27 protein-coding genes are annotated in these 25,497 nt (G+C 65.1%); 14 read left to right on the top strand and 13 right to left on the bottom strand.

Features of this window, described 5'->3' with window-relative positions; genetic code table 11:
• Positions 1-143: 143 nt before the first annotated feature.
• The 4 genes from ACP7BH_RS00665 to flgK all read right to left on the bottom strand — a co-directional run bounded on the left by ACP7BH_RS00665 (position 144) and on the right by flgK (position 6,090).
• A complete protein-coding gene (locus tag ACP7BH_RS00665) occupies positions 144-1,706 on the bottom strand; it encodes a UdgX family uracil-DNA binding protein (protein ID WP_425984536.1) in 1,563 nt (520 codons plus the stop codon).
• Positions 1,706-2,944: a putative DNA modification/repair radical SAM protein gene (locus ACP7BH_RS00660; RefSeq protein WP_425984538.1), complete on the bottom strand. Its 1,239-nt coding sequence runs from the start codon at positions 2,942-2,944 to the stop codon at positions 1,706-1,708. Before ACP7BH_RS00660 ends, ACP7BH_RS00665 begins: the two co-directional genes overlap by 1 nt.
• Positions 2,945-3,010: 66 nt before the next feature.
• Positions 3,011-3,976 (bottom strand): flagellin, encoded by a 966-nt coding sequence (locus ACP7BH_RS00655; protein ID WP_425984540.1) that lies wholly within the window; start codon positions 3,974-3,976, stop codon positions 3,011-3,013.
• The gene (gene flgK, locus ACP7BH_RS00650) at positions 3,973-6,090 is read right to left on the bottom strand and encodes a flagellar hook-associated protein FlgK (RefSeq protein ID WP_426043321.1); all 2,118 of its coding nucleotides are present in this window, start codon (positions 6,088-6,090) and stop codon (positions 3,973-3,975) included. The genes ACP7BH_RS00655 and flgK overlap by 4 nt, the downstream gene beginning before the upstream one ends.
• A 1,092-nt stretch (positions 6,091-7,182) precedes the next feature.
• Between flgK and ACP7BH_RS00645 the strand changes: the two genes are divergently transcribed.
• The 5 genes from ACP7BH_RS00645 (at position 7,183) to mnmA (ending at position 12,541) form a co-directional block, all read left to right on the top strand.
• Entirely contained in the window at positions 7,183-8,241 is a 1,059-nt protein-coding gene (locus ACP7BH_RS00645) for a flagellar hook-length control protein FliK (protein ID WP_425984544.1), read from the top strand.
• Between the two features lie 4 nt (positions 8,242-8,245).
• Positions 8,246-8,974 (top strand): flagellar hook assembly protein FlgD, encoded by a 729-nt coding sequence (locus tag ACP7BH_RS00640; protein ID WP_425984546.1) that lies wholly within the window; start codon positions 8,246-8,248, stop codon positions 8,972-8,974.
• A 48-nt stretch (positions 8,975-9,022) separates the two neighbouring features.
• A complete protein-coding gene (gene flgE, locus ACP7BH_RS00635) occupies positions 9,023-10,780 on the top strand; it encodes a flagellar hook protein FlgE (RefSeq protein ID WP_425984548.1) in 1,758 nt (585 codons plus the stop codon).
• A gap of 172 nt (positions 10,781-10,952) precedes the next feature.
• Complete coding sequence (locus tag ACP7BH_RS00630; RefSeq protein ID WP_026108337.1) at positions 10,953-11,237, top strand: DUF1153 domain-containing protein; 285 nt, start codon at positions 10,953-10,955, stop codon at positions 11,235-11,237.
• A gap of 101 nt (positions 11,238-11,338) precedes the next feature.
• Entirely contained in the window at positions 11,339-12,541 is a 1,203-nt protein-coding gene (gene mnmA / locus ACP7BH_RS00625) for a tRNA 2-thiouridine(34) synthase MnmA (protein ID WP_425984550.1), read from the top strand.
• Between the two features lie 69 nt (positions 12,542-12,610).
• Here the strand turns inward: mnmA and ACP7BH_RS00620 are convergent, their stop codons facing one another.
• From ACP7BH_RS00620 to ACP7BH_RS00610, 3 genes are read right to left on the bottom strand one after another with little or no spacing between them, the layout of a single operon-like run.
• A complete protein-coding gene (locus tag ACP7BH_RS00620) occupies positions 12,611-12,961 on the bottom strand; it encodes a VOC family protein (protein WP_425984552.1) in 351 nt (116 codons plus the stop codon).
• A 57-nt stretch (positions 12,962-13,018) separates the two neighbouring features.
• Positions 13,019-13,720 (bottom strand): helix-turn-helix transcriptional regulator, encoded by a 702-nt coding sequence (locus ACP7BH_RS00615; protein WP_425984554.1) that lies wholly within the window; start codon positions 13,718-13,720, stop codon positions 13,019-13,021.
• Positions 13,721-13,760: 40 nt separating this feature from the next.
• The gene (locus tag ACP7BH_RS00610; RefSeq protein WP_425984556.1) at positions 13,761-14,693 is read right to left on the bottom strand and encodes an AraC family transcriptional regulator; all 933 of its coding nucleotides are present in this window, start codon (positions 14,691-14,693) and stop codon (positions 13,761-13,763) included.
• Between the two features lie 81 nt (positions 14,694-14,774).
• Here ACP7BH_RS00610 and ACP7BH_RS00605 point away from each other — a divergent pair, with 81 nt between their 5' ends.
• Positions 14,775-15,740, top strand: a complete 966-nt coding sequence (locus tag ACP7BH_RS00605; RefSeq protein ID WP_425984558.1) for an oxidoreductase — start codon at positions 14,775-14,777, stop codon at positions 15,738-15,740.
• A gap of 10 nt (positions 15,741-15,750) precedes the next feature.
• On the opposite strand, the gene ACP7BH_RS00600 is transcribed toward ACP7BH_RS00605, so the two are convergent.
• Positions 15,751-16,239: a winged helix-turn-helix transcriptional regulator gene (locus ACP7BH_RS00600; RefSeq protein ID WP_425984560.1), complete on the bottom strand. Its 489-nt coding sequence runs from the start codon at positions 16,237-16,239 to the stop codon at positions 15,751-15,753.
• Between the two features lie 179 nt (positions 16,240-16,418).
• Between ACP7BH_RS00600 and ACP7BH_RS00595 the strand changes: the two genes are divergently transcribed.
• Both ACP7BH_RS00595 and ACP7BH_RS00590 read left to right on the top strand, forming a co-directional pair.
• Positions 16,419-17,267 carry a thioesterase family protein gene (locus ACP7BH_RS00595; RefSeq protein WP_425984562.1) on the top strand — a complete coding sequence of 283 codons (849 nt, stop codon included), beginning with the start codon at positions 16,419-16,421 and terminating at the stop codon, positions 17,265-17,267.
• A gap of 57 nt (positions 17,268-17,324) precedes the next feature.
• Positions 17,325-17,603, top strand: a complete 279-nt coding sequence (locus tag ACP7BH_RS00590) for a hypothetical protein (protein WP_425984564.1) — start codon at positions 17,325-17,327, stop codon at positions 17,601-17,603.
• Here ACP7BH_RS00590 and ACP7BH_RS00585 read toward each other — a convergent pair whose 3' ends face one another.
• The 3 genes from ACP7BH_RS00585 to queC are packed head-to-tail and all read right to left on the bottom strand — an operon-like array spanning position 17,604 to position 19,347.
• Positions 17,604-17,972: a 6-pyruvoyl trahydropterin synthase family protein gene (locus ACP7BH_RS00585; protein WP_425984566.1), complete on the bottom strand. Its 369-nt coding sequence runs from the start codon at positions 17,970-17,972 to the stop codon at positions 17,604-17,606.
• Entirely contained in the window at positions 17,972-18,607 is a 636-nt protein-coding gene (gene queE, locus ACP7BH_RS00580; RefSeq protein ID WP_425984568.1) for a 7-carboxy-7-deazaguanine synthase, read from the bottom strand. Before queE ends, ACP7BH_RS00585 begins: the two co-directional genes overlap by 1 nt.
• Positions 18,604-19,347, bottom strand: a complete 744-nt coding sequence (gene queC, locus ACP7BH_RS00575; RefSeq protein ID WP_425984570.1) for a 7-cyano-7-deazaguanine synthase QueC — start codon at positions 19,345-19,347, stop codon at positions 18,604-18,606. Before queC ends, queE begins: the two co-directional genes overlap by 4 nt.
• Positions 19,348-19,546: 199 nt before the next feature.
• Here queC and ACP7BH_RS00570 point away from each other — a divergent pair, with 199 nt between their 5' ends.
• A complete protein-coding gene (locus tag ACP7BH_RS00570) occupies positions 19,547-21,184 on the top strand; it encodes a response regulator (RefSeq protein ID WP_425984572.1) in 1,638 nt (545 codons plus the stop codon).
• A 4-nt stretch (positions 21,185-21,188) separates the two neighbouring features.
• Here ACP7BH_RS00570 and ACP7BH_RS00565 read toward each other — a convergent pair whose 3' ends face one another.
• A complete protein-coding gene (locus ACP7BH_RS00565) occupies positions 21,189-22,220 on the bottom strand; it encodes a ligase-associated DNA damage response exonuclease (protein ID WP_425984574.1) in 1,032 nt (343 codons plus the stop codon).
• Between the two features lie 84 nt (positions 22,221-22,304).
• On the opposite strand from ACP7BH_RS00565, the gene ACP7BH_RS00560 reads away from it, so the two are divergent.
• The 5 genes from ACP7BH_RS00560 (at position 22,305) to ACP7BH_RS00540 (ending at position 24,886) form a co-directional block, all read left to right on the top strand.
• Positions 22,305-22,757 carry a PaaI family thioesterase gene (locus tag ACP7BH_RS00560; RefSeq protein ID WP_425984576.1) on the top strand — a complete coding sequence of 151 codons (453 nt, stop codon included), beginning with the start codon at positions 22,305-22,307 and terminating at the stop codon, positions 22,755-22,757.
• Complete coding sequence (locus tag ACP7BH_RS00555) at positions 22,754-23,149, top strand: PaaI family thioesterase (RefSeq protein ID WP_425984578.1); 396 nt, start codon at positions 22,754-22,756, stop codon at positions 23,147-23,149. The genes ACP7BH_RS00560 and ACP7BH_RS00555 overlap by 4 nt, the downstream gene beginning before the upstream one ends.
• 174 nt (positions 23,150-23,323) lie before the next feature.
• Positions 23,324-23,674, top strand: a complete 351-nt coding sequence (locus ACP7BH_RS00550; protein WP_425984580.1) for a hypothetical protein — start codon at positions 23,324-23,326, stop codon at positions 23,672-23,674.
• Positions 23,675-23,764: 90 nt separating this feature from the next.
• A complete protein-coding gene (locus tag ACP7BH_RS00545; RefSeq protein ID WP_425984582.1) occupies positions 23,765-24,208 on the top strand; it encodes a hypothetical protein in 444 nt (147 codons plus the stop codon).
• Positions 24,209-24,250: 42 nt separating this feature from the next.
• Positions 24,251-24,886, top strand: a complete 636-nt coding sequence (locus ACP7BH_RS00540) for a S24 family peptidase (RefSeq protein WP_425984584.1) — start codon at positions 24,251-24,253, stop codon at positions 24,884-24,886.
• A 64-nt stretch (positions 24,887-24,950) separates the two neighbouring features.
• Here the strand turns inward: ACP7BH_RS00540 and ACP7BH_RS00535 are convergent, their stop codons facing one another.
• Complete coding sequence (locus tag ACP7BH_RS00535; protein ID WP_346496507.1) at positions 24,951-25,424, bottom strand: SH3 domain-containing protein; 474 nt, start codon at positions 25,422-25,424, stop codon at positions 24,951-24,953.
• Positions 25,425-25,497: the final 73 nt, after the last annotated feature.

The following is a 25,497-nucleotide window of genomic DNA, read 5'->3' as shown; positions in this document are numbered from 1 at the left end:
CCGGCAGACGATGTCAACGCGCGATGACATTTGCGCGGATGTTTGTCGTTCGACCGTGTCGAGACCGCCTCCCCCATTCGATTTTCCCCAACTGTCACGCTGGCGCTGATGCCAAACGCGGCCGAACGGGATTCGTTCTCGGATCAGTCCATACGACGCCGAACCGCGACCAGATCGTCGAGGAACAGCCGACGCGCCTGAGCCTTGGCCTCCGCATCGGGCAGGCGCAGCAGATAGGAGGGGTGTACGGTCAGGACGGCGCTCGATCCATCCTCCAGCGGGATCGGCGCGCCGCGTTCCTGCATCACGGCGGGCTTGCGCCCCAACAGCGCCAGACCGGCCGTCGCGCCCAGGGCCAAGACGACCTTGGGCTTGATCAGCCGCCGCTCCGCATCCAACCACCAGCGACAGGCCTGGACCTCGCCTGCGTTCGGCGTCTTGTGCAGACGGCGTTTGCCGCGCGGCTCGTGCTTGAAGTGTTTGACGGCGTTGGTGACATAGACGTCGGATCGGTCGATGCCCGCCTCGGACAGCGCCGCATTCAGCACCTGCCCCGACGGCCCGATGAAGGCGCGGCCCGCCAGATCCTCCTGATCGCCCGGCTGTTCGCCAACGATCATCAGCCGCGCCGTCGCCGGCCCCTCCCCGCACACGCCCTGGGTCGCATCACGATAAAGGGGGCAACGGCGGCAAGCCTGAACGCCGTCCGTCACATCGGCCAAGCTGTTGGGCACCGCCTCGGCGTCCGGCCGCGCGGCATGAAGGTCCGGGGCGGTCAGGCGCGCGAAACGTGGATTGGGTTCGGGCGCGGGCGCGGCGACCATGGTCTCGGTGCGAGCTGATGATGCGGCGATCAGTTCAGGGATCAGCGCGGCCTCGGGCAGGTTCTTCCAATAGGATTTGGCCATCTCGCCCTGCATGGTCTTCACCTTCAGACGCGCGGGATTGAAGGTCGAGGCGTAGTAGGTCTTCCAGAAGTCCTCGATCTCGTCCTCGGCCGGCGCCATGTCGCGTGTCGCGGGCGGGCCGAACCCCAAGGTCTCTCCGTCCCAGAAGGCCGAGCCGTCCGGCGTCAGGATCGACCACCGCATCGTCGTGAACCGCCGCTGGAAGAAGGGCGCAGTCTTTTCAAGCACCCGGTGCGGCGGCTCGAACCACGCCACCCAGGCCTCACCGCGATCATCGTGAACCTGACGAAATCGCACGAAGGCCTTCATCTTGTGCGACGCCCGACTGACGTTTTTCACCCGCTCCAGCGCGTCCGCCACGTCGCGGTCCGAAATCACCTTGATCAGATCCGGTTCATCCCGCAGACGCCACAGCAGCCGATACATCAGGTCGAACCGGTCGGCGGATCGGTGCAGGATTACCTCGCGGGCGAGCTCCACGAAGGCGGCAGGGACGGAGAACTCTTTTTCTAACCGCTCATCCCCGCGAAAGCGGGGACCCAGATCTTTGGGTGTTCCACTCTCGGCGTATGTCCCGCTGCCGATCCCAGCCATCGTGCTCCACGACAGCACTGGGTCCCCGCTTTCGCGGGGATGAGCGGAATGGGGTGTATCGAACAATCCGCCTTGAGCAGCAGACAGCCCGCCGCGCACCACGAACCGCGCCGCCGCCGGCTCCACCCCCGCCAGCCGCAACGCCCGCGCCGCCTTGCGCCAGCCGTCGAAGTCGGTTTCGCCGTCCAGCATCGCCGTCGCCATCAGAACAGGCTCAACTGCTCGGGCGTGCGGCTGGTCACGCGCGCCCTCAGGTCCGCCGCATCCGTCAGCCCGCCCGGCGTCCAGTCCAGCGCCGTGATGAACGGCCGGATCTTGGCCACCGACCGCGTCAGCCGCCCGACATCCTCAAGCCGCAACGTTCGATAGCGCCGAACCGACACGATCCGGTCCACCGCCTTCACGCCAAGCCCCGGCACCCGCAGCAGCATCTCGCGCGGCGCCCGGTTCACATCGACCGGAAACTGCTCGCGCTTGTTCAGCGCCCAGGCCAGCTTGGGGTCGACGGCCAGGTCCAGCATGCCGCCCGTCGCGCCCTCCCCGATTTCTGGCGCGGAAAAGCCGTAAAACCGCATCAGCCAGTCGGCCTGATAGAGGCGATGCTCGCGCATCAGCGGCGGCTTGGACAGCGGCAGGACGGCGCTGGAATCAGGGATCGGGCTGAACGCCGAATAATAGACCCGTCGCAAACCATAGCCGCCATAAAGCGACGCGCTGCGATCCAGGATTTCGGTGTCCGGCGCACCGTCGGCTCCGATGATCAGCTGCGTGCTCTGGCCGCCCGGCGCGAACTTCGGCGGCTTGATCTTGTCGCGTTTGCCGGGCTTGGCCGCCTCGACGCCCAGCCGCACCTGGCTCATCGCCTTCTTGATGACGGCGACATCCTTTTGCGGCGCCAGTCGCGCCAAGGCTTCGTCGCGGGGCAGTTCGATATTGGCCGACAGCCGGTCGGCGTACAGGCCCGCCATCTCCACCAGCCTTGGATCGGCCTCGGGGATCAGCTTTAGGTGGATGTAGCCGCGAAAGTCGTGAACCTCGCGCAGGGTCTTGGCGACCAGGACCAGCTGCTCCATCGTATAGTCGCCGGATCGAATGATGCCCGACGACAGGAACAGACCCTCGATATAGTTGCGCTTGTAGAAGTTCAGGGTCAGGTCGACGACCTCATCCACATCGAACCGCGCCCGCTCCACGTTCGACGACACCCGATTGATGCAGTAGGCGCAGTCGTAGATGCAGAAGTTCGTCAGCAGGATCTTCAGCAGGCTGATGCAGCGCCCGTCCGGCGTATAGGCGTGGCAGATGCCCATGCCCTCGGTCGAGCCGATCCCCTTGCCGCCGACAGAGTTCCGTTTCGACGTCCCCGACGACGAACACGAGGCGTCGTATTTCGCCGCATCAGCGAGAACGGACAGTTTTCGACGCAGATCGAGACGAGCCATTGTTCATGATACGTTCTCGACCACCAATCGGTCCAGCGTAGCCGTTTTCTTTTTTAAAGCGGCGGCTTAACGCAGCAGGTTCAACAGCGACGTGTTCTTCAGCGAGTTGATGATCTGGGCCGAGGCCTCGATCGCCACCTGCGCCATCTGAAGGTCGGTGATCGCGCGCGCAGGATCATAGCCCGACTTGTCCTGCATCATCTTCTGCAGGGCCGTCTTCTGCCCTTCCTGAGACTCCAGCGCCGACTCGACGTGGTTCTGCATCAGGCCGTTCTTGGCGGTCTGATTGGTCAGACCCGCATTGGCCTTGTCCAGTTCGCCCATCTGCGCGTTCAGGAAGGCGGTGATGTCGGCATTGGGCTGGCCCGTCAGCGTGCCCGGCCCGGTCGGCGTATAGGTCACGCCGCCCACCGTCACCGGCGTGCCGTTCTGGAAGGCCTGGATGTTGCGGAACACCTCGGTCAACGGCCCGCCTATCTCGCTGGCCAGGAAGCCCGTCTCGACGGTCGTCTTCTCGTCGATGCGCGACTTCTGTTTCAGCGTGTCGTTGGCGAAGGTCGAGGCGGTCGACGGCGCCGTGGCCAAGGCGGCCATGGTTCCGGCAGTGGCCGGCGCGACATCCCCCTGCCCGCCCGCGAACAGATAAGACCCCTGATGCTCGGCGTTCAAACCGCCCTGCACGTTTTGATAATTCAAGCCCAGTTCGACCATCAGATTGTCGATCCGACCGGCGGCCAGACTGGTGGCGATGGCTTCGCGCGCACCCGTTCCGCCCTCGTAGATGCGGCTCATCGCCAAGTCCTGCGCGCTTAACCTCGCGGCGACCGCTTCTCCGGTGGCGATGAAACCATCCAGCCGCGCCTGGGTCGAGGTCAGGCTGGTCAGCTGCTCGGCGCCCCGGCCATAGCCGGACATGTCGGTGGCGATCTTTTCGCTGTCGATCCGCTCCTGCGCCTGCTGGGCGCGGCTCTGCGCGTTCATCAGACTGAGAAGGGCCGACTGGTAGTTCCCGTTGGTCGCAACGCGGTTCATTGCAGGATTCCGATCAGAACGTCGTACATATCCTTGCTCGCCTGGATCAGGCGGGCGGAGGCGTTATAGGCTTGCTGGAAGGTGGTCATATTGACCAGTTCCTCGTCCATGTTCACGCCCTCGGCCGAGGTGCGGCGACTGTCCGCCTCCCTGGCCAAAGCGGTCGCGGTCTCGCTGCGGGTCTTGGCGGCAGAGGCCTTGCCGCCGATCTCGCCGGCGAAGTCTGCGGCATAGGAAGACAGGGTCTTGGTCCCACCCGAGTTTCCACCGGCTGCGCCGAAGGCGACATTTTTCTTGCCGACGTCGCCCAGCACCAGGCCGCCGCGTCCGTCGCTCTTGCTCAGCGCCGGCGCGCCCGCCGCCGCCGACAGGTTCAGTTGCGCCAGCGCAAGCTTGCCGGGGTCCCGCTGAATGTCGCTGCGAACCGTATAGGCGCCGGCCCGCGTCGCCCCGGTTTCCCCAAGGCCAAACAATTGCGACATCGAAACGCCGGACGGGTCCTGGATCGTGCTGTCATTGACCACGCTCAGGGTCGTGGCGGCCGGATCGTAGGCCTTGAACGCCAGCTTGCCGGCCGCATCCAGGCTGAAGGAGCCATAGCGTCCGACGCCCGTGATCGGGTCGTTCAACGCGCCCAGCATCTCGCCCATCGTCCCTGTACCCGCCGGGACCGAGACAGTGATGTCGCGCTGACGCGACCCGGACTGTCCAGAGACGCGCAGGGTCAGGCTTTCGCCCGGATCGAAGCCGTGTTCCGACGCCAGGGTCAGGCCAGTCTCATAGAAGCTGGGCGTGGTGGTCGAAACCAGGTCGTTCAGACCGAACCAGTGCGAGAACCCGCGACCGCCCTTGGCGCTGGGCGATGTCGCATCGTCGGCGATGGCGACGCCGTTGCCGCCAGCACCGTCCAGTTGCAGCTTGCCGTCCGAGAAGCTGGCCGTCGCCGCCCCACCCATCTGGGCGTTCAGGACGCTGAGGAAGGTGGTCGGGTCGGCGGCTGCGCCATTGATCGTCATCGTGCCGCCGGAGAAAACGATGCGAGCCGATGCCTGCACCACGCCGGCCGCATCGACCGCCGTGATCGTGGTCGTGCCGGTGAAGCCGGTCAGAGCATTCTCAAGCGACTGTCCGGTATTGCGCCCTGTGAGGGTCGTCGGCGCCGGCACGCTGCTGTTGGCGTTGTGTGCGCGGTTCAGTTCATCGGCCAGCTTGGCCGTCAGTTCGCCCAGGCGCGTGGCGGCGGCTGGGGCATCGACATCGCGGATTTCGACCAGGCCCCTGATCTGACCCGACGAAACGCCGTCCAGCAGCGGCCAGCGCGTGCCGCTGGGCTCGGTGATCATGATGTCGGAGAAGGCCGTCGTGGCGTCTACCGTGCCGGCGGACTGATACGACAGCGTCGCCGCGCCTTCGCCCACCAGGGTCGTGCCGGCATTGGTGCGCAGGGTCACGCCGCCATTGGAGCGGGCCTCGACCTTCACATCCATATATTTGGACAGTTCGTTGATCAGTCCAAGCTGGGCGTTTTGGGCGCCGGTCACATCCTCATTGGTCACCGTGCCCGAGGCGATCGTCTTGTTCAGCTTGGCGATCTGCTCAAGCAGCGGATTGACCGCCTCGACTGCGCTCAACAGTCGGCCGTCCGCCTCCTGGCGTGCCGACTGGATCTGCGCGGCGATGCCCGAGGCCTGATTGAAGATCGCCTGGGTCTTGTAGATCGTGTCCTGACGCCCGGCGGACGAGGTCGGGCTTTCGGCCAGGGTGGCGTAGCTGGCGAACAGCTTGTCCACCTGGGCGAAGAAGTTGCTGTCGCTGCTGGGATCGCCGAACTGGTTCTGGATCTGGTCGTAAAGCTCGTAACGCACGGTCTGACGCGCAGCGTCCGACCCCGCGCTCAAACTCGCCGCCTGCAGGAAGCGGTCGGTCGCCAGACGCACCCGCGTGACATCGACGCCGGAGCCATAGCCGTTGGTGACGGCGGCCGACTGGTCGGCGACCTTGCGGATGTAGCCGGGCGTATCGACGTTGGCGATATTGTCGGCGGTCACGCGCAACTGGGTCTGGGCCGTCTTCAGCCCCGACGTCGCGATGTTCATGATCGAGTTCAGCGACATTGACGCGTCTCCCCCGCCCTACCCGGCAACCGCTGCATCGTCGCGCGCAGTTCTTGCCCAGCCACGCGCCGTCCCCGCTCGCACAGAGCTTTGTTTTTCAACAAGATCGCAGATCGGACAGCCGTCATGATCGGCAAGACGCGCAAAGGTCGGGCCAACATCGCGGATGCGGTTTTGAGGCTCAACGCCGCAATGAAGGCCGTTCGCCGACAGCCGGGCAAAAAATGGCGATAGCGCGGCAATAAACGACCTCCACCCTGACGATCGCACATCGATCGACCTGCATTAGCTATTGTTTCTGCTCAACTAAGGTCTTGGCCCGCCCCTTGCGTTGACTTCGGCGAACCCTTGGGCGCAGCAGGCGCCGTCTTCGTCCTTCACGAAAGCCGCCGCAATTCAATGTCGATCGTTTCCGCACTGTTTGCGCCTGACGCTCCGGTTTCGACCGGAACGCCGGTTGCCGCCTCCGGCGCCGCAGACATGGGCGACGCCGGCCTGTTCTCCAGCAAAGTCGCCGGTATTCTGGACGCCGGCCTCGGCAATACGTCGGTCGAACGAGGCGCGTTCGGCCGCTTTACGATCTCCCGCACGCCTAGCGTCGCCGTGACGCAAGCCATCGATGACGAAAGTCACAACGTCGCATTTGAACCGCCGCTCGAAAGCCAAACACAGAGCACTCAGGGCGCTTCAAAGTCTGGAATCGCATCTTCAGCGTCCGACGAGACCACGATTGCGGTCGAAGAAGTGCTGGACCACGACGACATTGCGGTCGCGGCTTTTGCGTCATCTTTCCTCTCAGCGCAGCCGACGCCGCTGACGGCCTTGGCCACAGAGGTCGCCGCACGCGAACTCGTCGCCGCGCCGGCTAACACAAGCGCGACCTTCGCCATTGTGCCGCCCGCGGCGCCTGAAGCGACTGCAGACGAGGCGACCGACGTTATGGCGGTGGAAAACGCTCCCCCCTCTTCAAGCTTTGCCGCGGAAGCGTCGGGAAAAACGACAACCGATGGGCCGCAAAGCGAAGCCGCTCGTTCGGCGTCCGGATCGGCCGCCCAGAAGCAGTCGGGAGAGCCAACGCCTACGGTCCGATTCGTGATACAAACCGCGACGCATTCCGCCGAACCTTCGGGCGTCGATATTTCCGCATCAGGGGCCGAGAAGGCCGCCTTTCAGGCGATGTCGTCAGGCGACGCCACACCGTCCGCGCCCTCGCCCATCGCCCAAGCCATGACCGCCGCCCAAATCTCGACGGCTCTGGTCCAAATTTCCGTCGCTGCGGCGTCGCCGAAGCCCGCTCAGATCGTATCGGCCGACATCGCCGCAGCGATTGGCATGCCCGACCTGTCCACAGACGCTGCGGCGGGCCCCGCTCACGATCTGCCGCCGCAGACAATGCCCGCGCCGCCTCTCAAGCCCTTGCGTCACGAAGTCGCCCATCAGACCGCCAACGCCGCGACATCGACCGTCTCGACCGACACAGCCGACGCAAAAGCGACAGGCGTACAAACGCCGTCTCTGGCGGACGCCGGCGCCGCCTCGCCCCTTTCCGCCAAACCGACGGCGACAACCGACGCAACTGCCGAGCCGATGCCTTTCCCCGTCGTAGCAGACGCCGCACAGACGGGGGGCACGGCGGCTCCTGCTGACCCTCAAGGCGTCCAGCAGGCCGTCGCGCCTGATCGCGACCAGGGCCTCTCGACCTTGTCGCGCGCGACCGTCGAGACGACCGCGCAACTCGCCGCCCAGATCGCCCGCAGGCTGGACAACCGTTCGACACGGTTCGACATGGTGCTGACGCCGGAAGACCTGGGCCGCGTGGATGTCAGCCTGGAGATCGGCAAGGACGGCCAGTTGTCCGCTCGCCTGGCCTTCGACAACCCCGCCGCGGCGGCCGATCTAAAAGGCCGCGCGGACGAACTGCGTCGCCAGCTTCAGGACGCCGGCTTCCAGGTCGCAGGCGATGCGCTCGACTTCTCGCAACGCGATCCGTCGGCCGGCAATGGCGGCGCCTTCGACCGTCAGCAGCAACGCAACGCCTTGTTCGCCGGCGGCTCTCGCCTGGCGGCCCAGGCCGACACCCCCATCGTCCCGGCGCCCGGCGCCTGGATCAACCATTCCCAGACGCCTGACCGCGTCGATGTGAAGGTCTGACCCCATGGTCGACGCCATCTCCACCGCCGACGCCTCTGGTCGTCTGAACAGCAGCACCACCATGCTGGCCTCGAACTTCGAGACCTTCCTGACGCTGCTGACCACACAGATGAAAAATCAGGATCCACTGTCGCCGCTGGATTCCAACGAGTTCACCGGACAGCTGACCCAGATGGCAGGCGTCGAGCAGCAACTGCTGACCAACGACCTGCTGACCAGCCTGCTCGCCGCTCAGGCGGGAGGCGGCCTCGACAACGCCTCCAACTATATCGGCAAGAGCGTCACGGCGGCATGGACGGCCACAGAGTTCAACGACGGCAAGGCGACCTGGGCCTACGAACTGGGCGCCGACGCCGACAAGGCGACGCTGCAGGTCGTCGACAGCAAGGGCGCCGTGGTTTGGGAGGGCGCCGCGCCGGACAAGAACTCCGGCCTGCATACCTTCAACTGGGACGGAAAACTCAACAACGGCGGAACGGCAGAGGACGGCGGCGTCTACACGCTCAAGGTCGCGGCGACCAACGCGACAGGCGCCAAGGTCGACGCCCAGGCTCTGATCCAGGGTCGGGTGACCGGCGTCGAAATGTACGACGGCGCGCCGTACCTGGTGATCGGCGACTCCATCCTTCCGCTCTCGACCGTGATCTCGCTGAACGAGATCAAGGCGCAGGCCGACAACGACACCGACGATACGGAGAATCCGAACGTCCCCACCGAGGAGGCGGCCGCATGATGCGATCCGCCGCCTTCCCGATGATCTTCATTTAAGGAGCGTTCTACGATGAGCCTCAACAGTGCAATGCTGGCCGGCGTTTCCGGTCTCGCCGCCAACTCCGCCGCCCTGGCGGCGATTTCCCAGAACATCGCCAACGTCAACACCGTCGGTTACAAACGTACGGCCAGCGAGTTCCAGACCCTGGTCAACAGCCAGTCCTCGACCGGCGGCAGCTATTCCGCCGGCGGCGTGACCACCAACACGCGATCGTTCGTCAGTCAGGAAGGTCAGCTTCAGCGCACGACCTCCAGCACCGACCTCGCCGTCAGCGGCCAGGGCTTTTTCGTCACCACGACACAGGCCGAGGACGTCGGCGCCACGGACACTCGCCTGTTCACCCGCGCCGGCGCCTTCACTGTCGACAAGCAGGGCTATCTGAAAAATAGCGCAGGCCTTTATCTGCAAGGTTGGCCGGTGGACTCCAACGGCGAGATTGCGACCGATCCGTCGGACCTGTCGCGCCTGCGCTCGATCAACATCGGATCCGTTGGCGGCACCGCCGAACCGACGACTCGCATCCAGATCAATGCCAACCTGCGTTCGGACCAGGCATCGTCCGCCGCCGCCAGCGCCCAATCCTATACGGGGGTCACCGACACGGCGACGCCGCCGGTCACGCACGACGTTTCGGTCCGCTATACCCGCACCGGCGCCGACAGCCATGACGTCGTCATCAAATCCGGCTCGCAAAGGATCGATGGCGCGGCGACCTTCGACCCGACGACCGGGGCCCTGACCGGCCTTACGATCACGGGCGCGAACGCGGGCTCGGCCACCCCTGTCGGCACGCCGCCGACCCAGTTGCAGTTCACGCCCGCGAGCGGCGCAGCCTACACGGTGAACCTGGCCGACATCGGCCTGGGCAACGCCAATGTCGCCGGGACGAAATATGATCCGTCGGTCAACTCGATGGCCATGTACAACGCCGACGACGACAACCCCGTCGGCGTCAAACCCGACTTCAAGATGAACATTCCGGTCTCGGACTCCAAAGGCGGCCAGCGCAATCTGGAAATTCGCTTCCTGAAGAGCGACGAGCCTAACATCTGGTATTCTGAAATCGTTTCTGTGCCGGCCGACGATGTCGTGACCGGCGCGCCCTATTCCAACGGCCAGATCAAGACGGGCAAGATCGCATTCACCCCGTCGGGTCGTCTGGATGTCGAGACGATGAAGACCTGGCCGGAGGGCATGGGCCTGTTTGCCGACCCCACCATGGCCACGATGGACTTCGGCATGTCCGATCCGAACAACCTGACCATGGCGCCGGGCCAGGTCGCCTGGGCCGGCGGCCTGGGCATCGCCGCCCAAGCCGTGACACTGGAGCTTAATACCTCCGCAGGCGGCCTCAGCCAACTGAACACGGCCTCGGTGGTTCAATCGACGGTCACCAACGGAACGGCCTTCGGCAATTTGAGCGAGATCAAGATCGACGAAGGCGGCTACGTCACCGCCATCTTCGACAATGGCGTGATGCGTCGCATCGCCCAGGTCGCGGTCGCCACCTTCCCCAGCCCCGACAGCCTTCGTGAAGTCTCCGGCAACGCCTACGCCGTCAGCCTGCAGTCCGGCACCTTCAACCTTAAAGCCGCCGGCACGGGCGGCGCGGGCGAGATCGCGGCCAAGCAGCTAGAGTCCTCGACGGTCGATCTGTCCGCTGAGTTCACGGGCCTGATCACAACCCAGCGGGCCTATTCCGCCTCGTCCAAGATCATCACCACGGCCGATGAAATGCTGGCCGAGCTGATCAACATCAAACGCTGATCGGCGAGTAAGTAAGCGTTAGTCTCGATGAATCGTCGCGCAATCAAGGTTTACAGAGTCGTTCGGGGAGGGACGGATTTTATCCGTTCCTTCACCACGACGCTTAAACGGACCTTAGTCGGGACCGCCTATTTTCATGACACTACGGTGTTGGTGAAAGAGGCATAAGCCCATGTTGCAAGAGCGACGCCTGAATAGCAAAGGCGAACAATACGTGGTCGGACCGACTGGCACGCCCCTGACCCTGAACGATCTGCCGCCGTCCAATACGGACCGGTGGGTGATCCGCCGCAAGGCCGAGGTCGTCGCCGCCGTTCGCGGCGGCCTGCTCAGCCTTGACGACGCCCTGGCGAAGTATCGCCTGACGGCCGAAGAATTCCTCGCATGGCAGAAGGCCATCGATAAGTGGGGCATGCAGGGTCTGCGCACGACGCGGATCCAGAGCTACCGCTCCTAAGGGTTCCCCCCGAAGACGAAGGAGGGCCGCATCCGGAAACGGGTGCGGCCCTTTTCGTTACAGGCCTCGAAATCGCGCGGGTTCCGCACTAAATGGCCGCAATGACCCTGGTCGAAGACATCTGCGCTATTCCGAACATCGTCCGCACCGACATGGATGCGGCGGTCGAAAGCGCGCGGGCGGCGGTGGGTCTGCCCGTCGGGGCGCGCGTCGTCGCGGCCATGTCGGGCGGCGTGGATTCCACCGTGGTCGCGGCTCTGCTGCACAAGGCCGGCTATGACGTCGTCGGCGTGACGCTTCAACTCTATGACCACGGCGCGGCGCTGAAGAAGAAGGGCGCCTGCTGCGCCGGCCAGGATATTCACGACGCACGCCTGGCCGCCGAGATGATCGGCATCCCCCACTATGTCCTGGACTATGAAAGCCGGTTCAAGGACGCCGTCATCGACCAGTTCGCGGATTCCTATCTGAAGGGCCAGACCCCGGTCCCCTGCATCCGCTGTAATCAGACGGTCAAGTTCCGCGACCTGCTGGACGTCGCCCGCGATCTGGGCGCCGAGGCCATGGCGACCGGCCACTATGTCCGACGCGCCGTCGCCGGCAATCGCTCGCAGATGCGCAAGGCGATCGACCATTCCCGAGACCAGTCCTATTTCCTGTTCGCCACGACCCCGGACCAGCTCGACTATCTGCGCTTCCCCTTGGCCGATCTGGAAAAGCCCCAGGTACGCGGCGTCGCCGCCGAACTAGGGCTGAAGATCGCCGCCAAGCCGGACAGCCAGGACATCTGTTTCGTCCCCTCCGGCGACTATCGCACCCTGATCGACAGGCTGCGTCCGCAGGGGCGCGAGGCCGGCGAGATCGTGCATATGGACGGTCGGGTTCTCGGAACCCACGCCGGCATCACCGACTACACCATCGGCCAGCGCCGGGGGCTGAACGTCGCCGTGGGCGAGCCGCTGTTCGTCGTCAAGCTGGAACCCGAAACCCGCCGTGTCATCGTCGGCCAGCGCGAAGCCCTGCTGACCGCCAGCCTGACCTTGGAAGAAACCAACTGGCTGGGCGATGAGGCGACAATCGTCGAGGCCGCCGAAGCCAACATCCCGGTCCTGGCCCGCGTCCGCTCGACCCGTCAGCCCTCCCCTGCCCGACTGGCGATGATCGACGGCGACGTCCGCATCGTGTTCGATGACGGCGAAGAAGGCGTGGCCCCCGGCCAGGCCTGCGCCCTCTACGACCCCGTGGACACCGAACGTGTGCTCGGCGGCGGCTTCATCCGCGACACGACGGCGGTCGTCGCATAGCGGCGGTTCTGGACAAACACGTGCGAAAATAGGCCCGACTTAGCCGAGGGGGCCCGCTCATTGGTCCCCTCAAGTCGCGACGGCATAGACCCTCAACCGATGCCCGTCCGGGTCGCCGGCCACGAAGCTGCGGCCCGGCTGCGTATCCACCGGCGGCGTCAGGATGCGCGCGCCCCGGTCCCACCAGTCGATGTGGGCCTGATCAACGGCGGCTGCGCCTTCCAGAGGGAAATCGATCTCGCACACCTCGCGCCGATCGCCCGCGCACCGCAACAACCCCAACGCCCGCCCCGAACTCAGCACGAACAGCGCCCGATCCGGTCCCGCCATCACCGGCCGACAACCGAGCAGGCCCGCATAGAAGCGCGCGCTGGTCTCTGGATCCGCGACAGCGAGAAGAATGTCTTTGATCTCGATCATCAGCCCGTCCCTTGCTCCAACACGACGGAGCCTAGCCGGTCCTGCTGCCAGTTTCCGTCAGCAACCTTCGGACGACCTCGACCTTTCGTGCGCCTCGCGCCATGTCTTCATCAGGGCCTGACGTCGGGCTGGGTAGCGGGCTTCCATCACCTCGGCCTCGACGATGCGATCCGTTCGAAAACTACGGAAATCGCCGCGCAGTTCGCACCAGGCGATCAGCAGCCGCACCCGGTCGAAGAAGGCCAGGGCGAAGGGCCAGACCACCCGTTCGGACGCCGCGCCCGCCTCGTCGCGATAGCACAGCCGCAGCCGCCGCTCGGTGCGGATCGCCTTCCTCAACAGCCCCGGATCGACCTGGTCTGTCGGGAACGGCGCGCCCGGCACGACCAGCAGCGCCGAGGTCTCCATTTCGTCGCGCAGATCGGGCGGCAGCACCGCCGATATCCGCCCCAGCGCCGCCAGCGCCGCATCTCGCATGCGAGGATCGGCCCGGTCCGCCACCCAGCGCGAGCCCAGCACCAGGGCCTCGATCTCTTCCGGCGTGAACATCAGCGGCGGCAGCATGAAGCCGGGCTTCAGCACATAGCCGACCCCCGCCTCCCCCTCGATCGTCGCGCCCTGCGCCTGCAGGCTGGCGATGTCGCGATACAGGGTGCGCAGGCTGACGCCCATCTCATCCGCCAACACCTGCCCGCTCACCGGCCGACGATGCCGCCGCAGGACGTTCAGCAGATCAAGCAGGCGTTCGGACCGGGACACACGATGACCCTAGCAGACTTGCTGCCAGAAAGCGGCAGCATCAGTTCCCTTGGGATGCCTTGTGAGTGGCCCGATAGCTTCCAGGCGATACGCCATACACACGGCGAAAAGCCGCGCCGAACGCGCTGTCTGACAAAAAGCCTAGTTCCTGAGCGACATTAGAGATGCTGCGACGCCCGTCTTTCAAACGGCGTGCTGCGACGCGCATACGCCAGCGTGTGGCGTATTCAATGGGCGTCCGACCAACCTTGGTCTTAAACCGCTCAGCGAAGCCTGTTCGCGACAGGCCTGCTTCCTGCGCCAGTTCCGAAAGCCGCCAAGTGCGCGCTGGCTCTGCATGTATGGCTCGCAAGGCCGCCGCAGTCGGCCGGTCATTCAAACCCGCCAACCATCCCAGCGCCCCCTCGTCCGCCTGAGTCAAATGGCTGCGCAGTGCGTTGATGAACATCAATCGCAGCAGGTCCTCGCAAGCCGCCTGCCCGCCGGCCTGACCTTCGCGCCATTCCAAATCCAGCTGCTCCAGCAGCCAGCCCATAACACCCGCCCCATCGGCACCTCTTCGGATCACCAACGCGGGCGGCAAAAGATTCAGAAGATCCCCCGCGCCCGTGTCAGTGAATTCCACGCTCCCGCCCAGAAAGGCCACGTCCTCGCCTTGGCCGTAGACCGCTGACAGACCATTCTCGCCAAACACCTTCGCCGCATCGACCGCAGGCAAATCAGGCGCGCTGGCCAGCACGAACGGCCGCCCGGAGACGATGAAACAGTCGCCGCTCTCCAGCCTGATCGGCGTCTCGCCTTCCAATGTCAGCCAGCAGCCGCCGTGGCGCACAGCATTGAACTTCAGCGCGATAGGTTGAAAGCGCAGCGCCCAATCGCCGCCAGCCGTCAATCGCACCGAACAGGCGACGCTGAAGCCGATAGCGCCCAAGACGCTGGACAAGGGATCAATCGGCGATTTCTGGATTATCACGACAGAAAAACGTATTTGGAAGTCTGTTTCATTCGATCCCCATAGTCGATCCTTTGGCTACAGCCAAACAGGACATCTTCTATGATCACGCGACAGCAACCCATCGGATCAGGTTTCAGCGCCGCAAGCACCGCCGATGACGTAATGTCAGGGGTAAATCTGGGCGGCCGGACCGCAGTCGTCACCGGCGGCTATTCCGGCATTGGCCTGGTCACCGTTCGCAGCCTGGCTGCCGCCGGCGCCCGCGTTGTCGTACCCGCTCGCGATCGGGCTCGGGCCGAGGCCGCCTTGGACGGCGTCACGGGCGCCATGGTGGCGGACATGGACCTGACCGCGCCCGGCTCAATACTGGCATTCGCCTCGCAGATGCGAGACGAGGCGCGCTCTGTCTCGATCCTGGTGAACAGCGCCGGCGTTATGGCGACATCGCTATTCCGTGATCCTGACGGACACGAGGGGCAATTCGCCACCAACCACTTGGGCCATTTCCGCCTGACCTGCGCCCTTTGGCCCTTGCTGACGGCTGAAGGGGGGCGCGTCGTTGCCGTCTCTTCGCGGGGCCATCAAATCGCTGGGATCGATTTCGACGACATCGACTTCCTGCGTCGCCCCTACGACAAATGGGCCGCTTATGGTCAGTCCAAGACCGCAAACGCCCTGTTCGCCATGGCGTTGGATCGGCGCGGCGCGGCGAATGGTGTCCGCGCCTTCTCTCTTCATCCAGGTCAAATTCTGACGGATCTGGCGCGTCATCTCTCAGAAGAAGAGATCGCAGGATTCGAGGCTTTGGACGCCGAAGGACAGCCCATCATCGATCCTGACCGCGGCATGAAGAGCCTCGACCAAGGCGCAGCCACCAGCCTTTGGTGCGCAACCAGCCCCTCGCTGGCGGAGCTGGGTGGAGTCTATTGCGAAGATTGCGACATCGCTCCGCTCAACACCGGCGAAACCGGGCGCAGGGGTGTCGCCGCCCGGGCGGCCGACATTGATCTGGCCGAGCGGCTTTGGACTATATCGGAAGAATGGACCGGCGAGAGTCTACGATGATCGATAGCGCCTAGGCGGCTTCTTTCGGCATCACATCCCCCACCGTCGGCCGGTTCTCGGCCCGCGTCAGCAGGATGTCCCGGGGTTTGACGATCTCGTTACAGCAGCCGCAGGCGATGCGCGGCGTCAGGGTCGAGCCGCAGGTCTTGTGGATCATGTCGATGCCGCTGTCGGCGTCGCCATAGACGTGTTTGGCGCCCCAGCCGTGCAGAGTGACCAGCACCCCGTACAAATCCTTGCCCTTTGCGGTCAGGACATATTCGTTGCGCGGCGGGCGTTGGGAATAGAGCTGCGGCTCCAGCACCCCGTGCTGGACCAGGCTTTTCAGGCGGGCGGCCAGGACGTTGCGCGCCACGCCCAGATTGTCCTGCCACTGTTCGAACCGGCTGACGCCGTTGAAGGCGTCGCGGATGACCAGCAGGGTCCAGGGGTCGCCGATCACCTCAAGCGTGGCGGCGATGGAGCAGCTTTGGCGGCTGTAGTCGGCGGTGCGTCCCATGCGGCGAAAGTGACCCCGCGTCAGGCATTTGGCAAGGGTTGCAAATCAGAACGGTCCAAGTCAGTCTTGTTTGGCAACGGACGTGCGAACCTCGCGGTTCGTGGCCTTGTTCCTTCGACTTCGGCGGAAGATCTTCATCAGGTCTTCCGCCGCCTCTTCGCCTGACGCAGGATTGCGGAATGACGCTGCCGATCTCCCTCGACGCCGCCCTGGCCTTTCGCACCCTCGACGACGGCGGTCTGTCCGCCCCGGTGCCTGGCCATTTCTCCAACGGCCCGTCCGGCATGGCGCCGGAAAAGGGCTTTCCCTTCGGCGGCCTGCTGGCGGCCCTGTGCGCCCAGTCGATGCGGCGGGGTCTGGCCCTGACCGCGCCCTTGCGCACCCTGTCGGTGCAATACCTGTCGGCGGCCAAGTTCGGCGATCAGGTCGCCTTCCGCCCGCGCCTGCTGCGCGGCGGCCGCAACGTCGTCTATGCGGCGGTCGAAGCGGAACAGGACGGTCGCCTTACCCACCACGCCACCGGCACATACGGACTGGACGGCGCCACGCCGCCGGTCACGCCCCTGCACCTGCCGCCCCCACCATTGGACAGCCTGAACCCCAGGGCGACCATCCACGGACCCATGGCCCCGCACTTCTCGCAGCATGTCGAATATCGGTTCGACGGCGGCCCCAACATCCTGGGCGGCAACGAGGGCCGGCCCGCGGTCGAGCGCACCTGGATGCGGATGGCGGACGGTCGCGCGTTGGACGAGGTCGGGCTCTGCTACCTGCTGGACGCCCTCTATCCGCCGGCCTGGACCCTGTCGAAGACGCCGGCGGCGATGACGACCGTGGACCTGCGTATCGACATCCTGACCGATCCGACCCCGCAGACGGCGCCCGACGGCTGGGCCTTCTTCGAGTTTCGGATGCTGGACCTGGGCCTGGGCTGGACCGTGGACGAGGCCGCCGCCTGGGGCGCCGACGGAACCCCGCTGGCTCTCTCGCGCCAGCGCCGCAAACTGCTGCCGCAACGCACGGCCTGAAGTCAGCCCTCATTCATGATTATCAGCGACTATTCCAAATCTCTGGAGTCGTCCCTCATGCGTCGTCGAAATCGCCTCGTTTCCGTATCTCAAGTCGTCGTCGTTCTGGGGGGCTGTCTGATGCTCCAGGGCTGCCTGGTCGGCGCTGTCGTCGGAGGCACTGCGGCCGTCGTCGGCGGGACGGCCAAGGCCACCGGCGCGGTGGTCGGCGCCGGCTTCGACGCCGTCACCACCTCGGACGAGGAGACCAAGCTGCGCCGCGAACGTGAACAGCGCCATTACGAACGTGAGCAACGCCGCTGCGAAGAGCGGCAACGCCAGGGCAAGCGCTGCTGATTAGAGGGTCAACACGCACCGTTCGTTGATCGTCGGCCGCGCCACCTGCACCCGGCAAAGGCCGGGCCACTCGGGTTTCAGCGTCTTGACGAACCACAGGCACAGGTTCTCCAGGCTGGGCAGTTCCAGCCCTTCGTGTTCGTTCAGCATGCCGTGATCCAGCGTCTCGGCCGCCGTCTTCAGCGCGCGATCCAGTGCGCCCAGATCGGCGACCCAGCCGTGCTCGGCGTCCAGGGTCTCGGAGCGAATCGTCGCCTCGACCGTGAAGGAATGGCCGTGGACGCGGCGATAGATGCTGCCCTCGGGTTCGTTCGGAAAATGATGGGCGGCGTCGAAGGTCGCCTGTTTGGTGATCTCGAAAACGGGCATTAGCGGACGCCGATGTATTTGTGGGTCTGGACGCTCAGGCGCCACTGGGGATGGGTCAGGCAGTATTCGATGGCGGCGGCAGTGTTCTCCGCCTGGTCGGGACCGTCCATGGGCTGGAGCCAAAACCGCTCGAAATCAAGGTGTTCGAACCGATCCGGCATGGCCTTGGCTTGCGGATAGACCAGCTTCAGTTCCGCTCCGTGCGTCTGAACTACCGCCGCATCGGCCTTGGGACTGATGCATATCCAGTCGATGCCATCGGGCGCCGCCAGGGTGCCGTTCGACTCTATGGCGATCTCGAAGCCGCGCCCGTGCAAAGCGTCAACCAGCGGCGGATCCAGTTGAAGCAAGGGCTCGCCGCCGGTGCAAACGACCAGTTTCGGGTCGCCCTCGCGTCCTCGCCACATCGCCGCAACATGATCGGCCAACAGGTCCGCCGTGGCGAACTTGCCGCCCCCGTCGCCGTCTGTGCCGACGAAGTCCGTGTCGCAGAAGCTGCAGACGGCCATCGCGCGATCCTGCTCGCGCCCGCTCCACAGATTGCAGCCGGCGAAGCGCAGGAAGACCGCCGGCCGTCCCGCCTGCCCGCCCTCGCCCTGCACCGTCAGAAAGACTTCCTTGGCCGAATAGGTCACGTCTTGGCGCCTTGGGACGCGACCCAGTCTTCATACCCCGCCGCGCGCAGTTCGCAGGCCGGGCATTCGCCGCAGCCATAGCCCCAGGCGTGCCGATGGGTCCGGTCGCCCCGGTAACAGGTATGGCTATCCTCGACGATCAGCTCGACCAGTTTGGCCCCGCCTAGTCTATCGGCCAGTTCCCAGGTCTGGGCTTTGGTCAGCCACATCAGCGGCGTGTCGATCACCACCGGCTTGTCCAGCCCCAGCGACAGCGCCCGCGCCATGGCCTCCATGGTCTCATGGCGGCAATCCGGGTAGCCCGAAAAATCCGTCTCGCACATGCCGCCGACCAGCACCTCCAGCCCCCGTCGATCCGCCAGAGCCGCCGCAGCCACAAGGAAGATTAGGTTGCGACCCGGCACGAAGGTCGTCGGCAGGCCGCGCGCGTCCATCTCAATCTTGCGGTCGGCGGTCAGGGCGCTCTCGGCGATCCGGCCGTATCCGGTCAGGTCCACCACATGGTCGTCGCCCAGCCGGTCAGCCCATTGCGGCAGGGCCGCCCCCATGCCCGCACGCACCGCCTGGCGCGCCTCCATCTCGACCAGATGGCGCTGGCCGTAGTCGAAGCCGACCGTCTCCACCCGGTCGAACCGCTCCAGCGCCCAAGCCAGACAGGTCGCGCTGTCTTGCCCGCCGGAGAAGAGGACGAGGGCCGTCTTTATGGCAGTGGGGGAGGTCTTTTCCAGGATGACGCTCATGACGAATCTGCGGTCGGCCGGTCGGCCGCGCGCATGCATAAAGGGATGGGGACCCAGATGGGTCAGGCGGGCCTCATACACCAGACCCGGATGCGGTGCAAAATCACCGTTTGCAGCGATATGCATCAAGCTGAGCCAGCTTAACAAATCCGCAAGCGATTTTGGGCATTAGTCCCAACGAGTAGGAGTTCCAGGCAGTATGCCGACCATCGAAACCCTTTCCGAGCGTCCCCAGCCGGTGGCTCCGACGACGCTCGGGTGCGAGGTGCTGGCGCGCTTCGAGCGCGAGCCCGACACGCTCGTCATCCCCGTGGTCGATGGAAATCGACCGGTCGGACTGGTCGAACGCACCGCCTTCCTGCAAAAAATCGCCGCCCGTTTCGGCCACGCCCTCTACGACCTGCGCCCCATCACTTACGCCATGGACTCTGAGCCGGCGGTGGTCGAGGCCGGCGTTCGCATCGACGCCTTCTGCGACATCATGCTGAAGGGCGGCCCGGCCGCCTTGCTGCGCGGCTTCATCGTCACGCATAACGGCGCCTATCTAGGCGTAGGCACGGCCGCGACCCTGTTGCAGGCTGTAAACACGCGTCAGCGCCAACAAAACGAAGAGCTGGCCGAACAGGCCGCGATCCTCAGCGACACCCGCGCCCAGGCCATCGCCGCCGCCCGCGCCAAGAGCCAATTCCTGGCGATCATGAGCCACGAGCTGCGCACGCCGATGAACGGTGTGCTGGCCGTCGCCGAACTGCTGCGACGTCAGCCGCTGAACGCAGCGGCCCAGGCGCACGTCCAGACGATCATGGACTCGTCCGAAACCCTGCTGCGCATTCTTCAGGACGCGGTCGATCTGTCCAAGGCCGAGGCGGGCGAACTGGAGCTGAACAATACCCCCACCGCCCTTCGCGCCGTGATGGACGACATCCAGTCGATGTGGGAGCCGCGCGCGTCTCAGGATGGCGTCACCCTGTTGGTCGGTTATGAAGGCGACACCGAACTGGCGGCCGTTATCGATGGCACGCGACTGAAGCAGGTGTTCAACAACCTGATCGGCAACGCACTGAAGTTCGCCCGCAACGGCGTGGTCGAAGCGGGGCTGAAAGCCTGGGTCGAGGGCGACCAGATTCATATGGAGGCCCGCATCCGCGACGACGGCCCCGGTGTCGAGGCCGACCGCGTCGACTCGATCTTCGAACCCTTCGTTCACGGCTCCGGCCCCGATGGCGCGGGCCTGGGCCTGTCGATCTGCCGCCAGGTCATCGACCGCATGGGCGGCCGGATTTGGGCCGAGAACAATAAGGGTCGCGGCGCCACCTTCGCCTTCGACCTGACCGCCCCGCGCGCGGTGGTCGAGGCTGAAACTCAATCCAACGTGTCCGATCTGTCGGGATTCGACCTCAAGTCGGCGCCCCACATTCTGATTGTGGACGACAACGCTACCAACCGCGTCGTGGCCCAGGCCCTTTGCGAGATGTTCGGCTGCAGCTCCGAGCTGGCCGAGGATGGCCTTGAGGCGCTTCAGGCCGTTCAGGAAAGCCGCTACGACCTCGTGCTGATGGACATCAAGATGCCGCGCATGGACGGTGTTCAGGCCACCCAGGCGATCCGCGCCCTGCCCGGCGCCGTCGGCCGCGTGCCCATCGTGGCCCTGACCGCCAACGCCGATCCCGAGGACGCCAAACACTACCTCTCCATAGGCATGGCCGCCGTGGTGGAAAAGCCGATCAAACCTGAACGTTTGCGTATGGCGATGAACGCCGCCCTATCAGCGGCCCAGGAAGAGGCCGGCCACGCCGACCGGCTCTCTGAAGAAGACGGCGACCGGTCCGCCGCATGAATCTTCAGTCTGGACGGACGTCCAGCGCCTCCTCGTCCTCTTCGTCGTAACCGACCAGACGCAGCGCCCTCGCCTTCTGGCCGTTGATCTCGGCCCATCGAAGCAGACCCTCTTCCCTGCCGTGGGTGATCCAGATTTCCTCGGGCTTAAGTTCGTTGAAGGTCGCCGTCAGCTCATTCCAGTCGGCATGGTCCGACACGACCAGCGGCAACTCCACGCCCCGCTGGCGTGCGCGCGCCTTCACCCCCATCCAGCCCGAGGCGAAGGCCGTGACCGGATCGGCGAACCGCCGGGCCCATCGGTCCTGGATGGCGGACGGCGGGGCGATGGCGACCTCGCCGCCCAGCGCATTCTTGGGCAGGTCGCGCGTCGGCGCCAGCGGCCCCAGATCGATACCTTCGCGTTGGTACAGGACGTTCAGCCGCTCCATCGCGCCGTGGACATAGATGGTGCGGTCCCAGCCCGCCTCGCGCAACAGGCGGATGATCCGTTGCGCCTTGCCCAGCGCATAGGCCCCGACAAGATGCGCACGCTCGGGAAACTGACCCAGCGACCGCACCAGCCGCCCGACCTCCTCCTCGGCCGGAGGATGGCTGAAGACGGGCAGGCCGAACGTCGCCTCGGAGATGAAGACGTGGCACGGCACGGGCTCGAAAGGCGCACACGTCGGGTCGCGGCGACGCTTGTAGTCGCCCGAGACCACCATGGTCAGTCCCTTCCACCGCACCTCGACCTGGGCAGACCCCAGGACATGGCCGGCCGGGACCAGCCGCAAGTCCACGCCGTTGATCGCGGTCGCCTCGCCATATTCGACAGACTGGGGCTGACCGGTGAAATCGGCGCCATAGCGCTCGGCCATGATCGCCAGCGTCTGACGCGTGGCGAGAACCGCACGGTGTCCGGCGCGCGCATGATCCGCATGGCCGTGGGTGATGACGGCCCGATCCACCGGCCGAACCGGGTCGATATAGAAGTCTCCAGGCGGACAATAGAGGCCGGCAGGCGTCGGGTGCAGCAGGTCTTCGGGGCGGATCATGTTGCGGTAACGCTCTCGACGCCGTCAGGTCGCCGCCTCATACAAGATGATCGGAAAATCGGCTCAAAAGGTTCAGCCCGCACGATGCAAGAGAGCTTCCTGACCACCATCCTGCCGCAACTGGCGGCCGGCGCCGCCCACACCGGCGCGCTGGGTTTCGCCTTCGATGGACTGCACGACGGTGAGCCGCGCATTCGCGTGCCGTGGCGTGAAGATCTGGTGGGCGATCCCGACAGCGGCGTCTTAGCCGGCGGCCTGGTCACCACCCTGCTCGATCACATCGGCGGTCTGGCGGTCTGGACGGCGCTCGATACCTTCCAGCCCATCGCCACCCTTGACCTCCGGGTCGATTACATGCGCGCGGCGCGGTCCCGTCAGGATTTGCTGGCCCAGGGGCTCTGCTATCGCCTGACGCCGACCATCGCCTTCGTGCGCGCCTGGGCGTTCGAGGACGATCCCTCAGATCCCGTTGCTGCCGCCCAGTCCGCCTATATCCTCAACCAGACCCGTGAGCGTTCGACCGGAGCCGGCGCATGACCGACATCTTGGACCGGATGCCCTATGCCCGTTTCCTGGGCCTTCAGACCCTGGTCAGCGGCGACGAGATCACGGTGATCATGCCGTTCGCCGACAAACTGATCGGCAATCCCATGCTGCCCGCCCTGCACGGTGGATCGACGGCCGCCCTGCTGGAAATGACCGCCATGGCCCAGGTTGCGATCACCTTCCCCAGCTCTCGCCTGCCGCGCCCGATCAATGTAACGGTCGCCTATCTGCGCACTGGCCGACCTATAGATGTCTTCGCCCGCGCCCGCATCAGCCGCGCCGGCCGCCGCGTCGCCCATGTTCAGGCCGAGGCCTGGCAGGAAGAACGTGCACAGCCAATCGCGTCCCTGACCGCACACTTCCTCTTGGACAACCAGGGCTAGTCACCGCTGGCCCTGGCGCCGACTCGGCCTGGATCCCCACGGATGCTGAACTTCAACGCCATCCTTATGGCGGCGCTTCAACGCGCGATTGCCGCACTTATGAAGATACCTCTACCAAGCATGGTTAAGACGTGATAACTATAAGCCTCACGTAACCTTATCTGAGGGGCTTTCATGGACCGCACTGAAGTCGTCACCAGCGTTGCTGGCGATCTGCATGCTACCGAACTCGCGATTGACGCCGCGATCACCCAGGCGACGACGCTGGTTCAATCCTTCATCGGCGCCCGCGCCGCGCTTTCGCTTTCGCCGGTCAGCGGCACGATTTCCCAGGCCAAGGCCATGGAAACCATCGCCGCCCTGTCGGCCGCGCGCGAGTCCATCGTGGCCTGCCACGCCGAACTCCAAAAAGATCACCGCCGCCTCGGCTACGGCACTTATGCCGCCGGTCCTGTGGGCAAGCCTGATGATTGGCTGGATCCGCAAGAGCAGACCCGTCCGATGGGCCATCTCCGCGTGGCGTGAATTCTTGGTAAGCTTAGCTTGCTGAGATTTCAGTTTGGGCTGACTTAGGTCATTATCGCCCCTGCGCATTCTGCGTGGGGGCGATTTCGCATGGTGAACATGATCTACGCCGTCGTAGGCGCGGTCTTCATGGTTGGCATGGCGCTTTTCGCCTTTCTGAAAGGCGAAAAGCCGGAACGGCTTGGCGCGGGAGCCTATCTGTTCGCCTGGTTTGCCACGATCGTCATGCAGGAGAATAGCGGCTTCCGTGGCGTTCCCTTGGGAATGTTCGTGATCGATTTGGCGCTTTTGGCCGCTTTCGTCACGATCGCCTGGCGATCTCGTGGATCCTGGCCCGTTTGGGCGAGCGGCCTTCAGCTGATCGTTGTGATGTCTCACATCATGATCCTGACAGGGCAGCCTGTGTCGGTGGCGTCGCTCTACACCGTCATGAATTTTACCGGCTATCTGATTATCGGCTGCCTAACCATGGGCACGTTTTGGGCATGGCAAAACCGAAAGGCCGCCACCGCGCACCTAGGTAGAAATTCCTAATCACGCATCGTATCCTGTGGGCGAATCGGTCGCCGGGACTCCATGCCGCTATCGCACGCCAAACTGTGGAAGGCCGTCGACAATCTTGCGCGGCGTGAAGGTCTGACGCCGTCGGGCCTCGCGCGCCGCGCCGGTCTGGATGCCACCAGCTTCAATCCGTCCAAGCGCTTTGGCCCCGGCGATCCGCCGCGTCCGCGCTGGCCATCGACCGAGAGCATGACCCTGGTGCTTCAGACGACCGGCATATCTCTGTCCGATTTCGCCATCCTTGCCGACGACGCGCTAGAACGTCCGGCGAGCGTGCCGTTGCTGGGGCTGGCCAAGGCGGGACAGGACGGCTTCTTCGACGATGCGGGTCTGCCGATCGGCGAGGGCTGGGATCAGACCGACCTCCCTCGCGCCAAGGACACCCTGTTCAGCCTGAAAATCACCGGCGATTCCATGTCGCCGCTCTACCGCGAGGGCGACCGGGTCATCGTCGATCAGGAAGCGACGCGCGTGCGGCGCGGCGACCGTGTCGTCGCCCGCCTGACGACCGGCGAGACCTTGGCCAAAGAGGTGACCAGCCTGACCAGCCGCACCGTCACCCTGTCCTCCATCAATCCCGACTATCCACCCCGCGTCGTCCCTCGCCGCGAAATTGAGTGGATGGCCCGTATTCTTTGGGTCAGCCAGTAGTCGACCAAGGCAAAAGCCCCGCCCGGCGAACCGGACGGGGCTTTCGATGGTCTTCGGTCTAAACCTAGTTGGCCGTGACGTAGTGGGCGTTCACCCAGCCGCCGCCGGCGATCTGAACCCATTCACCCTGCGAACCGACGGCGGTGAAGGGCTGGCCGGCCGACAGGGTGCCGGCCTGGCGATAGTTGGTGCCCGGACCGCTGCGGATACGCAGGTTGGACGAGGCGCGATATTGCGAGCCGTTGGACACCGACGCCGCACGCGCGCGCTGCTGGTTGCAGCCGATGTACGAACCCGCCGCTGCGCCAGCGCCGGCGCCGACGATGGTGCCGGCCGTGCGCTCGTTACGCGCCAGGTTGGAACCCACCACGCCGCCGACGACGGCGCCGATCAGGGCGCCTGCGCGCTGGCGACCACCGGGGGCGTCGCAGTTGGTCACGCCATTGGCTTGGGCCTGGGCGGCCATCGGGGCGGCCGTCACCATGGCGGCTAGAGCGGCAGCCGTGGCCAGACCGGTCTTGAAAATCTTGTTCGACATAACTCTTCTCCTGTCAGCGCGTTTGCCGATGACGGGAGAATGCCTGGACGAACCTGAAGGCTCCCGGAGCTTC

The sequence above is a fragment of the Brevundimonas sp. TWP2-1 genome, assembly GCF_049897645.1.
GTDB lineage: Bacteria > Pseudomonadota > Alphaproteobacteria > Caulobacterales > Caulobacteraceae > Brevundimonas.
Note: the sequence above shows the minus strand (reverse complement) of the source record. Positions and strands in the feature narration are given on the sequence as shown.

Excerpts from the sequence above, each read along its gene's own strand:
- ACP7BH_RS00665 (WP_425984536.1), bottom strand. The coding sequence starts at position 1,706 with ATGGCGACGGCGATGCTGGACGGCGAAACCGACTTCGACGGCTGGCGC.
- ACP7BH_RS00660 (WP_425984538.1), bottom strand. The coding sequence starts at position 2,944 with ATGGCTCGTCTCGATCTGCGTCGAAAACTGTCCGTTCTCGCTGATGCG.
- ACP7BH_RS00655 (WP_425984540.1), bottom strand. The coding sequence starts at position 3,976 with ATGAACCGCGTTGCGACCAACGGGAACTACCAGTCGGCCCTTCTCAGT.
- flgK (WP_426043321.1), bottom strand. The coding sequence starts at position 6,090 with ATGTCGCTGAACTCGATCATGAACATCGCGACGTCGGGGCTGAAGACG.
- ACP7BH_RS00640 (WP_425984546.1), top strand. The coding sequence starts at position 8,246 with ATGGTCGACGCCATCTCCACCGCCGACGCCTCTGGTCGTCTGAACAGC.
- flgE (WP_425984548.1), top strand. The coding sequence starts at position 9,023 with ATGAGCCTCAACAGTGCAATGCTGGCCGGCGTTTCCGGTCTCGCCGCC.
- ACP7BH_RS00630 (WP_026108337.1), top strand. The coding sequence starts at position 10,953 with ATGTTGCAAGAGCGACGCCTGAATAGCAAAGGCGAACAATACGTGGTC.
- mnmA (WP_425984550.1), top strand. The coding sequence starts at position 11,339 with ATGACCCTGGTCGAAGACATCTGCGCTATTCCGAACATCGTCCGCACC.
- ACP7BH_RS00620 (WP_425984552.1), bottom strand. The coding sequence starts at position 12,961 with ATGATCGAGATCAAAGACATTCTTCTCGCTGTCGCGGATCCAGAGACC.
- ACP7BH_RS00605 (WP_425984558.1), top strand. The coding sequence starts at position 14,775 with ATGATCACGCGACAGCAACCCATCGGATCAGGTTTCAGCGCCGCAAGC.
- ACP7BH_RS00600 (WP_425984560.1), bottom strand. The coding sequence starts at position 16,239 with ATGGGACGCACCGCCGACTACAGCCGCCAAAGCTGCTCCATCGCCGCC.
- ACP7BH_RS00595 (WP_425984562.1), top strand. The coding sequence starts at position 16,419 with ATGACGCTGCCGATCTCCCTCGACGCCGCCCTGGCCTTTCGCACCCTC.
- ACP7BH_RS00590 (WP_425984564.1), top strand. The coding sequence starts at position 17,325 with ATGCGTCGTCGAAATCGCCTCGTTTCCGTATCTCAAGTCGTCGTCGTT.
- ACP7BH_RS00585 (WP_425984566.1), bottom strand. The coding sequence starts at position 17,972 with ATGCCCGTTTTCGAGATCACCAAACAGGCGACCTTCGACGCCGCCCAT.
- queC (WP_425984570.1), bottom strand. The coding sequence starts at position 19,347 with ATGAGCGTCATCCTGGAAAAGACCTCCCCCACTGCCATAAAGACGGCC.
- ACP7BH_RS00570 (WP_425984572.1), top strand. The coding sequence starts at position 19,547 with ATGCCGACCATCGAAACCCTTTCCGAGCGTCCCCAGCCGGTGGCTCCG.
- ACP7BH_RS00565 (WP_425984574.1), bottom strand. The coding sequence starts at position 22,220 with ATGATCCGCCCCGAAGACCTGCTGCACCCGACGCCTGCCGGCCTCTAT.
- ACP7BH_RS00560 (WP_425984576.1), top strand. The coding sequence starts at position 22,305 with ATGCAAGAGAGCTTCCTGACCACCATCCTGCCGCAACTGGCGGCCGGC.
- ACP7BH_RS00555 (WP_425984578.1), top strand. The coding sequence starts at position 22,754 with ATGACCGACATCTTGGACCGGATGCCCTATGCCCGTTTCCTGGGCCTT.
- ACP7BH_RS00550 (WP_425984580.1), top strand. The coding sequence starts at position 23,324 with ATGGACCGCACTGAAGTCGTCACCAGCGTTGCTGGCGATCTGCATGCT.
- ACP7BH_RS00545 (WP_425984582.1), top strand. The coding sequence starts at position 23,765 with ATGGTGAACATGATCTACGCCGTCGTAGGCGCGGTCTTCATGGTTGGC.
- ACP7BH_RS00540 (WP_425984584.1), top strand. The coding sequence starts at position 24,251 with ATGCCGCTATCGCACGCCAAACTGTGGAAGGCCGTCGACAATCTTGCG.
- ACP7BH_RS00535 (WP_346496507.1), bottom strand. The coding sequence starts at position 25,424 with ATGTCGAACAAGATTTTCAAGACCGGTCTGGCCACGGCTGCCGCTCTA.